Here is a 10,691-nt window from a genome sequence, read left to right as displayed (position 1 = left end):
CTCGTCGTGGCGGAGGAGACCGATAAACCGACCTGGGAAACAGCACTCGGAAGCAGGGTCGTCTCCACGTCGATCACGCCTGACGGGAACCTGGTTGCCGCAGGGACCCAGGAAAGCGGGGGAGTCGTGCTTCTTGACAGCGAGGGGAAAGAACTCTGGAACTATCCCACGGGATGTCCTGTCTTTCAGGTGTCTGCGTCCCATGACGGGAATCTCATCGCCGTTGCCTCCGACAAGGTCAGAGTCTTCAACAGGAACGGCAAGATCGTAAGCCAATTCGAGGACGACTACTACACGTTCGGTGCGGCCATTTCCGGAGACGGGAAATATGTCGCGGCCGGTTACGACAACAACCAGGTCGTGCTCCTGACCGCGGACGGAAAGAGGCGGTGGACACAGGTCCTTGAGGACGACCCCAAGGCCCTTGCCCTCTCATTCGACGGGTCGGTCATCGCCGCGGGAGGGAAGGACGCGCTGGTCTCTGTCTTCGACAACCAGGGCACCCCTCTCTGGACCTTCGACACCGGGAAGGCGGTGACCAGCATCTCCGTGTCACCTGAAGGAGATTACGTAGCGGCCGGGTCGTTGAACTACTTCGTATATCTCTTCGACAGGAACGGCACGGTGCTCTGGAAGTATAACACACAAGAGAGGGTCTATGGCGTGGCAGTCTCCTCCGACGGAGCATATGTTGCGGCGTCCTCGGGCCACACCGTCACTCTATTCAACCGTGCCGGCGATGTCGTCCGGACCTATGACATCGGCCACCCGGTCTTCGGCACAGCGATCACCCCTGACGGGACAGAGATCGCCGTCGGGACAGGAACAGGCGGAGAGGGAGTGGTCCTGCTCCGCGGGGCAGACAAACCCGTCACACCGGAAGAACCCGCCCCAGAGAACATGTCGGCACCCCAGGAGATGAAGAGCATGGCAGCGGCCGAACAACCGGGCCAGAACAAGGACCCCTACCTCCTCAGGTCCTTCCTGCTCGATGGGGAGGACTATGTGCCCGAGATCGCCCACGAGTTCGACGGCGTCGCCATCGCCGGTATCGTGCAGCAGGACACGGGCACCGGTCCGCAGGTCGCCGTCAGGATGATCGTTGAAAAGGAATGGGCCGAGGACCACGGCGGCAGCGGGAACATACGCCTCGTCACCGTCGCCCCCGACGCCATCGATCAGTTCCCCCTCAGGGCCGAGGTGATGAAGACGGAGTTTATCGGCTACGACCCCGAGGACCGCCTGGTCTTCGAGGGACACTCCCCCTACCCTGTCACGAAGTACGGGATGATGGCAGAAGGAGAGGAGAACGGTACGGAACCGGCGGGAGAGGAGGAGATGCCACTGCCCGACCTCTTCTGGCGTGAAGGGCACGACAAAGCAACCGGAGACGGGCCCGCCGACAACGGTGCCGGCGGAAACGAAACGGCGGCAGACGAGAAAGCCGGGAACGACACTACCGAAGGCGGTACTTTCCCGACTCTTCCGCTACAAATCCCTCAGCCACCATTTTTTGAAGAATAATCTCTCCTTTTTCCCGGTCAACCTCCAGACCCGCAAAGAGGTCGGCCGCTCCCATGGGCCTCTCGCCGAGAAGCACCCTGATTACACGGCCCCTGACCTGCCGGTCAGAACCCTCGAACCGGCTCTGGCGGGCATAGGAGGCACTCCGCCGGTTCGGGTTGGGATACCGTTTCTTGAGCATGGTGCCATAGTCCATCACTCCCCAGTAAAACTCCCGCGGGTGCTCCGGGTCGAGAGTTTCAGCGACAAGGGGGAGGACCTCGGCGTCGGTGATCCCCTCCCTGCCCCTGAAGAAGAAGTGGATGAAGACGCGGCGGACATTGGTCTCGATGAAGACAGTCGGGGCATTGAAGGCGAAGGCCGCGATCGACGAGGCCGTCGCATGGCCGATGCCCGGGAGGGACTTGAGTTCCCCGATCGTCCGGGGGAGGGCGCCGCTGAATTTCTCCATGGCGATCCGTGCCGAGCGGTGGAGGGCGATCGCCCGCCTGTTGTAGCCGAGACCCTGCCAGACGGCAAGGACGTCCCGCTGCTCGGCCGCGGCGAGTGCAGGGAAATCCGGAAATTTCTCGATGAACTCCGCATATTTCTGCCCCACCCTCTCCACCCCTGTCTGTTGGAGCATCACCTCGGAGACAAAGATCCTGTACGGGTCTGTCGTCTCCCGCCATGCCATCTGCCGCCCCTGGTGCCGGTAGTAGTGGCAGATCACGCTGCGGAGGGCGAGGCATGCCGCCTGACCCGGCCCCTCTCCGGCCAGGGCCCTCTCGAACTCCCCCACCAGCACCGCGTGCTCCTCTGAAAATTCCGTACCTCCGGTAGACACGCTATAATCAAGGGCTTCAGCCGAAAAAAAGGTTGAGGTGGCGGCGAAGGGCCTCGCACCTCTCCCCCGGGGGAACACTCTATATGGCAGGAGGTCATCTGGTCTCCCATGCAGGGGGGGATGACCATGCTGAAACTTGATACGTACAGAGAGATCCTGTCCCGGGCGATCGACAAAGAAGTCGAGGCATATGTCTTTTACGAGTCGGTCCAGGAGAAGGTGAAAGACACAAACCTGAAAGCGCTCTTCGAGGAACTTGCCGAGGAGGAGAAGCAGCACAGGAAACTCCTGGAGGGCTATCTCTCGGGAAAGGCCGGCGAACTTCACTTCGACGAGTCGAAGGACTACAAAGTCTCGTCCACCTTCGAACGCCCGCAGCCGACGACCGACATGAAACCTCTGGACGGCCTGAAATATGCTATCAAGAGGGAAGAAGACGCCATGGAGATGTACGAACAGTTTGCCGAACTCATTACCGACCCGGCCCAGAAGCAGGTCTTCACCGAACTGGCGAAGATGGAGCGGGGACACAAGGTGCGACTCGAAGAACTCTATACAGAGATGGCCTTTGTCGAGGCCTGGTAAGGAAGCCTGATCCGGCCCACTTTTTTGATGCAACACAGTGCACGGGAGAGGGACGGCGCCAGTCATCACTTCCCGGAGACTGTGGCCGTCACCTCGCTGTCCCGGATCTGCCGGGCAAGGAGGATGACAAAGAGGGCAAGAAGGACGATCATGCTGAATATGGAGGTGAAGGCCTCGCCGGTGGGCACAGGTATGTCCCATCCCGGCACCGACACCACATGGAGGGAGATGAAAATCCCCGCGATCACCGGGCCGATCATCCCTCCCATGTTCTGGGCCGTATGGTAGATCGAACTCCCAATGCCGGTCTCTTCGGGCCGCATCGACCTGACGACGATGATAGTGTTGCCGGTGAGGGTGACCGACATCCCCGCGTTGAAGAGGACACCCGCAAGGATGAGAGACGCCATCGAGGGATCGAGGAGGAGATAGCAGACGGCCCCCGCGGCGAAGAGCACAGACCCGACGAGCATGGCGGCACGCTCCCCTCGCCTCCTGATGAAGACGCCGGTGAGGGGACCGCAGATCATGTCGGCGAGGGCGCCTGGCATCATCACCAGGCCAACGGCAAAGTGCGACAGGCCGAGGCTGATCGGGCTCTCGATGAGATAGGGGAGAGTCTGGATGACCATGAAGGTGGCCATGGTCACGATGAGCCCGATGGTCATTGCGATGACCACCGGCGCCTTCATGATCATCGCAAGGTCGACCATCGGGTCAGGCGACTGCCTCTCGACACGGACAAAGAGGGCGGCAAAGGCGACGGCAAGGGCCGCACAGACGAGGACAGCCGGCAACATCCCCCCTCCCTGGCCACCGAGGGTGAGGGCCAGTACAATGGAGAGGAGGAAGAGGGTGAGGGTGGCCACGCCTGGCCTATCGATCGCCGCACCCTGCACGCGGGGCGATGGGATGATGACCAGTGCCGTCGCCATGAGGAGGAGGAACACCACGGGAGCCGCCACATGATAGGTCGTCCTCCAGCCGAAGTGCTCGATGATCCAGGAACCGATGAAGATGCCGAGGAAGGCACCGGCACCGAACATCGCGGCGATCGTCCCGATGGCGATAGGGACTTTTTCCTGTGGGAACTGTTCCCTGATCAGGGCGTATCCGAGGGGCAGGACACCAAGGCCCACCCCCTGCATCGCCCGACACAGGATGAGGACCCAGATGTCCGGGGCCCACCCGCTCGCGAAGACGCCCGCCGCATAGACGATGACAGAGAAGAGGATCATCCTCTTCTTGCCGTAGAGGTCGCCGCATTTCCCGATGACCGGCGAGATGATGGCGGCGACAAGGAGGGGGATTGTCAGGATCCACGAGTTCAGGACGCCCGAGATGGCAAACTCGTTCTGGATGGCCGGGAGGGCCGGCGCCAGCATCGCCTCGGTGAACATGACCATGGCAACGACCGCACTCAGGATGGCGGTGACAGAGAGATGATACCGCGGATCTCCGACATCAAATGGGCTCTTCAAGAAATCACCAGACTCACGGAATATCTATTTTTATCTGATCTCCGCTCTCTTTATCCTTCTCCCGGGAGGGTGTCGGGGGACATGGCGGACACCATTATATAGAGGCAGACGGGGATGGGAGGTGAGGGAACCCGGATGATCGGAGAACAGATAGGAAAACTGAGCGTCGAGATCAGCGTTCTGAAACTGCCGTACAACTATACCTGCGACGGCGACGACCGTTCGCCTGCCATCACCATCGGAGGCGTCGATGTGGAGAAGACGAAATCCCTTGCCCTGATCGTCAACGACCCTGACGCACCGCACGGCGGGGACTTCACGCACTGGGTGATCTGGAACATCGAGCCCGTGCGAATCATCCCTGAGGCGATCCCGAAGGACGCCGAGATCTCCTTCCCGTTCGAGGCTCGCCAGGGGAAGAACTCCTTTGGAAAGATCGGGTACAACGGCCCGTGCCCGCCGCGGGGCGAACAGCACAGGTACGACGTCAGGGTCTACGGCCTTGACTCCATGCTCGACCTCCCGGCGGGTGCCGACAAAAAATCGCTTCAAGAGGCGATGAAAGGACATCTCACCCAGTACGGGGAGACCTACGTCCTGTACGGCCGGTAAAAAAAGTTAGTAGGGGTAGAAGATAAAGAAGAGCAGACAGAGGACGAAGAGCACCCATGCTGCGGGCTTGACGTCCTCGATCTTTCCCTGCACGATTTTGAAGAGCGGGAAGAGGACAAAACCCGCACAGAGCCCTACCCCGAGGTTGTAGGTGAAACTCATCAGGACGATGACCGCAAAGGCCGGGATGCTCTCAGCATAGTCCTGGAAGTCCAGGCCCCGGATCGGCGCCATCATGAGGAGGCCGACGATGATGAGTGCCGGCCCTGTCGCCGCCGCGGGGATCGCCCCGAAGAGCGGCGAGAAGAAGAGGCCGAGACCGAAAAGGGCCGCCACCACAAGGGCGGTCAGGCCGGTCCTGCCGCCTGCCTCGATGCCAGCCGCGGACTCGATGAAGGTGCCTGTCGTGGTCGTGCCGGCGACGGCGCCAAAGACTGTCGCCAGGGAGTCGGCAAGGAAGGGCTTCTCGATCTCAGGGAGGTTTCCGTTCTCGTCCAGGAAACCTGCCTTTGCCGAGGCGCCGATGAGCGTCCCCATCGTGTCCAGGAAGTCCATCGTGAACATCGTGAGGATGACCGCAAAGAATCCCCAGGTCAGGGCGCCGAAGACGTCGAGCTGGAGGAAGACCTCCGAAACGTCGGGCGGCATGCTGTAGATGGCCTCGGGGGGCGTGGCGATGCCGGTGAGGAAGGCGATGAGGGCGGTGGCCAGGATGCCGAAGAGGATGGCGCCCTTCACCTTCCGGATCATGAGTGCGGCGATCAGGAGGACGCCGAAGATCGCAAGGGCGACGGGCGCGGAGTTGAGCGCACCGACATGGACAGGCGCACCCTCGATGCCGAGGACGACAATCCCGGAGTTCACCAGGCCGATGAAGGTGATGAAAAAGCCGATGCCGACGGCAAAACTGATCTTGAGGTTATTGGGCACGGCCTCGGTCATGATCGACCGCCACTTCGTCAGGGTGAGCAGGGTCAGGAGCACGCCCGAGATGAAGACGGCGCCAAGGGCGGTCTGCCAGGAGTAGCCGAGGACGCCGACGACGGTGTAAGCGACAAAGGCGTTCTCTCCCATATAGGGGGCGATTGCAAAGGGACGGTTCGCATAGATGCCCATGATCGCGGTGCCGAAGATGGCCGAGAGGATCGTGGCGACCATCGCAGGGCCGAAGGGCATGCCTGCGGCCTGGAGGATGGCCGGGTTCACGACGATGATGTACGCCATTGTCATGAAGGTGACGAGGCCGGCGACGACCTCACGGTGTACTGTTGTTCCGTGTTTTTTGAGCCTGAAATAGCGTTCAAGAACATTTTCTGTCATAGGATATAGATCTCCGCTCTTTCTGTTCTCCACGAACGGGGTTAATTTTGCCGGGCACTCACCGGAAAACGATATAAAGGGTGATGGCGGTGAAGGGGTGATGTCCCATGGCCGAGGAGAGAGCGCATCTGAAAGTGAACAGACTGGTCCGGGAAAAAAGTCCGTACCTGCTGCAGCACGCCTACAACCTGGTGGACTGGTACCCCTGGGAAGAAGAGGCTTTTGAGCGGGCGAAAAATGAGGATAAACCGATATTTCTCTCGATAGGGTATTCCACCTGCCACTGGTGCCATGTGATGGCCCGTGAGTCCTTTGAAGACCCTGAGGTCGCACGACTGATGAACGAGACATTTGTCTCCATCAAGGTGGACCGTGAGGAGAGGCCGGACATTGACGCCGTGTACATGCAGGCCTGCCTCGCCCTCACCGGGCGGGGAGGATGGCCGCTTTCGATCATCATGACCCCTGAGAAACTCCCCTTCTTTGCGGCCACCTATATCCCGAAGACGTCACGCTTCGACACGACCGGGATGCTCGACCTCGTCCCAAAGGTCAGGGATCTCTGGACCGAAAGGAGGGACGAGGTCCGTTCCTCTGCCGGAGAGGTCGCCGCCGCCCTTAAGGTCGCCTTGCAGGAGAGCGCTGGTGGGGAAAAACCTGGCATGGCACTCGTCCACCGCGCCTTCAGGAACCTGGAGCGGGAGTACGACCGGGACCATGGCGGTTTTGGCCATGCCCCAAAGTTTCCTTCCCCTCATGTCCTCATCTTCCTCATCAGGTACTGGCAGGCGACAGGGGAGAAGATGGCCCTTGAAATGGCAGTAAAGACTCTGACTGAGGTCCGCAGGGGGGGTGTCTTCGACCAGATCGGTTTCGGCGTCCACCGCTATGCCACCGACGATGCGTGGGCCCTTCCACATTTCGAGAAGATGCTCTACGACCAGGCGATGCTCGCCCTTGCCTGCACGGAGGCCTTCGAGGCGACGCGCAACCCGGCGTGCCGGCGGACGGCAGACGAGGTCATCGCCTATGTGCTCCGCGACCTCGCCTCGCCTGAGGGTGCGTTCTATACGGCCGAGGATGCGGAGAGCGAGGGGGTCGAGGGGAGGTTCTATCTCTGGACGGCACCCGAGGTGCGTGAGGTTGCAGGATCAGACGACGGCGACCTCTTTGCCGCGGCCTATGCACTCGGTGAGAGAGCTCCGGCCCGGGTGCCGCAGATCGGCGTGAATGTCCCGCACAGGGCAGGGACGACCGCAGAGATCGCACGGCACGCCGGCATCACGGAGGAAGAGTGTGCCGGACGACTTGAAGAGGTGCGAAAGGCGCTGCTCACGGCGCGGGCCGGGCGGATACGGCCGCACAGGGATGAAAAGATCCTCCTCGACTGGAATGCCCTGATGGTCGCCGCCCTTGCACGGGCCGGAAGAGTCTTTGGAGAGGAGAGGTACACCGACGCCGCGCTGCGTGCCCTGGCATTTCTCCGGGCGCACCTCCGTGACGCGGACGGGCGACTCTTCCACAGGTACAGCGGCGGCGAGACGGCCATTCCCGCCATGCTCGACGACCACGCCTATCTGCTCTGGGCCCTGAACGAGATCTACCAGACGACATCCGACCCTGCCGTCCTGAAGGAGGCCTGCGAAGTCGCCGACAGGATGATCGCCGGGTTCGCCGACACCACAGGGGGAGGATTTTTCTTCGCACCTGAAGGCGGCGAAGAACTCCTCTTCAGGCAGAAAGACGCGTACGACGGGGCGATGCCGTCTGGCAACGCGGTGGCGCTCCAGAACCTCCTTGTCCTCTCACGGCTGACCGGGGAGAGCAGGTACGAAGAGGTCGTGGCCGAAGGCTTCAGCGCGTTCTCGGGCAGAGCCGCAAAAAACACGTCCGCGTCGATATGGTACCTGGCAGCGCTTCTCTCCGCGGTCACGCCTTCCTACGAGGTCGTTATCGCCGGAGAACGAGAGGATACGGTGACAGGAGCGATGCTCAACGTCGTTCGCGGCTTCTACATCCCGAACCTCACCCTTGTCCTCAGGGACGATGAGAACGCCGGCGTGCTTGCCGATATCGCCCCCCATACTGCCCGGCTCACACCCATCAGGGGAGGTACGACTGCGTATCTCTGCCGGGAGCGGCTCTGTGAACAACCGGTGCAGGACGCCGCCGCCCTGAAAGAACTGCTCCGCGTGGACAGTCACGCGGGAAAATATTATATGGCATATGCCCAGGGTATGCGTTGACCCGGAGGAGGGGAAGAATTTGAACACGATCTATGGGGGGATAGCATGTGTCGTGCTCGTCGTTGCCGTCATGATCTGCGGCTGTACCGGACAGCAACCGGCAGTCACGCCGACACCGACGTCGCTGACGACCGTACCGACAACGGAAACGACAGTCCCTGTTATGGGGAATGAGACGATAAAGGCGACGGAAACCACAGCAACAGAAACGACTGCGGCGACAACGGAGACGGCGGCCGTCAATACGACCGGACCGGCCGCGGAGAAGGACATCATCGAAACGGCGACAGAAGCAGGAACATTTACCACGCTGCTGACGGCGATCGAGACCGCAGGCCTCACCGAGACTCTGAAGGGCGACGGGCCGTTCACGGTCTTTGCACCGCCTGATGAGGCCTTCGCCGGACTCCCGGCAGGGACGCTCGACGCCGTACTCTCGAACGAGACAGAACTTACCAGGGTGCTGACCTACCATGTGGTGCCGGGCACCTACACTGCCGCCGACCTCGCCGGAACCGATAACCTGACGACCCTGTCAGGTGCGACCCTTACCGTCTCCACAGACGGCGGGGTGAAGGTGGACGGCGCCACGGTCGTGACCGCCGACATCCAGGCGAAAAACGGTGTCATCCATGTCATCGACACCGTTATGCTGCCCCCATAAGGGGGGCTACCTCTTTTTCCAGCGGCAGGCCGGCATTCGTCCAGGCCGTCATGCCGCTGAGGACGGTGTTCAGCCGCGTGTACCCGTGCCTGAGCAGGATGGAAACGGCGAGGCTTGCCTTGAAACCGCTGTCGCAGATGACATAGACATCCCGATCCCGCGGCACCTCGTCGAGGTGTCCCTCGATCTGGCCGGCATAGATGTGGGCAGATCCCGGGATATGTCCTGTCCTCTTCCTGACGCCTATGTCCCTGACGTCGAGGACAAAACAGTCTGCACCGACCTCCTGGACCGTGCAGGTGCCGCACCGCTCGACAGGCCGCCCGCTCCTGGCCCATGCCATCATGCCACCGGCACAATATCCCGAGATCCGGTCGTAGCCGATCCGCCGGGCCTGCACCTCGGCATCAGCGACGCCGCCGTCGAACTCGTCGACAAAGATGATCGGGTGCTTGTAGTCGGCATAGTAGCCAAGGAAGGAGGATATCCCCTTTTGCCAGATGTTCAGGCTGCCAGGGATGTGGCCTCCTGCAAAGGCCGAAGGCCCCCTGATATCGACGAGCAGAGCCCCCTTCGAGGCCGCGTCGGCAACCTCGTCAGGGGAGAGAGGGCGAAGCGGCCGGGCGGCCGGCCACGAGAGGGGGAGGGCCTGCCCGGTTGTACCCTTCCATCACGGCAAAGTACGGCGGATAATAGTGGTGCTCCGCGACCTTGAGACGGATGAAGGCGTCCCGTCCGAGGAGGAGGGTGGGGTTCGTCCTCTTCTCGTACCCGATCGTCGTGAGGGGTCGGTCGGCGATCTCCCCGCCGCAGACAGACCCCTCTCCATGAGCCGGGCAGACGATGACGCCGTCGCCGAGGGGAAGGATCTTGTTCCAGAGAGAGTCGTGGAGTTTTCCCGCCATCTCGCCCAGGCGGTCCGGGAAAAAGTCGGTCCTGCCGACGTCGCCGGCAAAGAGGGCATCGCCGGTGAAGACGAGGAAGGGGTCGCGGGAGACCCGCATGTCAGTCAGCACGACTGATATACTCTCGTCGGTGTGACCGGGCGTCTCAAGGACGCCGAGGCGAAGAGGGCCGACGGCGAATTCGTCGCCTTCACGGACAGGGACGCCGTATGTGAAGTCCATCTGTGCCCCATGCAAAATCTGCGCCCCGGTCTTCTCTGCCAGTTCGAGGGACCCGACACAGTAGTCCTCGTTCCTGTGGGTCTCGAAGATATGGGTGATCGCAAGGCCGTGCCGCCGGGCAAGGTCCAGGTAGACGCCGGTGTCGCGCCGCGGGTCGATGACGGCCGCCTCTTTTCCTGCCCCGACCAGGTAGGAGTTGTGCGCCAGTCCCTCTGAAACGATTCTTTCGATGATCATGTCCCCTCGAGGAGGGGTATCGATCTCTCTATATAAACCTGCCCGGTGCCGCAGGTGGAGAAAAAGGGG

General features: G+C 61.6%; 10 protein-coding genes. 5 read left to right on the top strand and 5 right to left on the bottom strand.

Going from position 1 to position 10,691, the window contains the following annotated elements:
* Positions 1-1,524 (top strand): WD40 repeat domain-containing protein (locus PHP59_RS04515; RefSeq protein WP_300164249.1); only part of this gene is annotated, 1,524 nt, incomplete at its 5' end.
* Here the strand turns inward: PHP59_RS04515 and PHP59_RS04510 are convergent.
* Positions 1,457-2,350: an A/G-specific adenine glycosylase gene (locus PHP59_RS04510; RefSeq protein ID WP_300164247.1), complete on the bottom strand. Its 894-nt coding sequence runs from the start codon at positions 2,348-2,350 to the stop codon at positions 1,457-1,459. The genes PHP59_RS04515 and PHP59_RS04510 overlap by 68 nt on opposite strands.
* Positions 2,351-2,476: 126 nt before the next feature.
* Between PHP59_RS04510 and PHP59_RS04505 the strand changes: the two genes are divergently transcribed.
* Positions 2,477-2,935, top strand: a complete 459-nt coding sequence (locus PHP59_RS04505; protein WP_366943722.1) for a ferritin family protein — start codon at positions 2,477-2,479, stop codon at positions 2,933-2,935.
* Between the two features lie 65 nt (positions 2,936-3,000).
* Here the strand turns inward: PHP59_RS04505 and PHP59_RS04500 are convergent, their stop codons facing one another.
* Positions 3,001-4,416, bottom strand: coding sequence for an MFS transporter (locus PHP59_RS04500; protein ID WP_300164245.1), 1,416 nt, complete (start codon positions 4,414-4,416; stop codon positions 3,001-3,003).
* A gap of 135 nt (positions 4,417-4,551) precedes the next feature.
* On the opposite strand from PHP59_RS04500, the gene PHP59_RS04495 reads away from it, so the two are divergent.
* The gene (locus PHP59_RS04495; protein ID WP_300164243.1) at positions 4,552-5,028 is read left to right on the top strand and encodes a YbhB/YbcL family Raf kinase inhibitor-like protein; all 477 of its coding nucleotides are present in this window, start codon (positions 4,552-4,554) and stop codon (positions 5,026-5,028) included.
* A gap of 6 nt (positions 5,029-5,034) precedes the next feature.
* Here the strand turns inward: PHP59_RS04495 and PHP59_RS04490 are convergent, their stop codons facing one another.
* Positions 5,035-6,348 carry an NCS2 family permease gene (locus tag PHP59_RS04490; protein ID WP_300164241.1) on the bottom strand — a complete coding sequence of 438 codons (1,314 nt, stop codon included), beginning with the start codon at positions 6,346-6,348 and terminating at the stop codon, positions 5,035-5,037.
* A 107-nt stretch (positions 6,349-6,455) separates the two neighbouring features.
* Here PHP59_RS04490 and PHP59_RS04485 point away from each other — a divergent pair, with 107 nt between their 5' ends.
* Entirely contained in the window at positions 6,456-8,594 is a 2,139-nt protein-coding gene (locus PHP59_RS04485; protein ID WP_300164239.1) for a thioredoxin domain-containing protein, read from the top strand.
* Between the two features lie 19 nt (positions 8,595-8,613).
* Positions 8,614-9,258, top strand: a complete 645-nt coding sequence (locus PHP59_RS04480) for a fasciclin domain-containing protein (RefSeq protein WP_300164237.1) — start codon at positions 8,614-8,616, stop codon at positions 9,256-9,258.
* Here the strand turns inward: PHP59_RS04480 and PHP59_RS04475 are convergent.
* Together PHP59_RS04475 and PHP59_RS04470 are read right to left on the bottom strand one after the other, a co-directional pair.
* Positions 9,242-9,811, bottom strand: a complete 570-nt coding sequence (locus PHP59_RS04475; RefSeq protein WP_300164251.1) for a rhodanese-like domain-containing protein — start codon at positions 9,809-9,811, stop codon at positions 9,242-9,244. The two genes, PHP59_RS04480 and PHP59_RS04475, sit on opposite strands and share 17 nt — an antisense overlap.
* Before the next feature lie 43 nt (positions 9,812-9,854).
* Positions 9,855-10,622 carry an MBL fold metallo-hydrolase gene (locus PHP59_RS04470; protein WP_300164235.1) on the bottom strand — a complete coding sequence of 256 codons (768 nt, stop codon included), beginning with the start codon at positions 10,620-10,622 and terminating at the stop codon, positions 9,855-9,857.
* Between the last annotated feature and the right edge of the window lie 69 nt (positions 10,623-10,691).

The organism is Methanofollis sp. (assembly GCF_028702905.1).
Classification (GTDB): Archaea; Halobacteriota; Methanomicrobia; order Methanomicrobiales; family Methanofollaceae; genus Methanofollis.
This window is presented reverse-complemented; position numbering and strand designations above follow the sequence as displayed.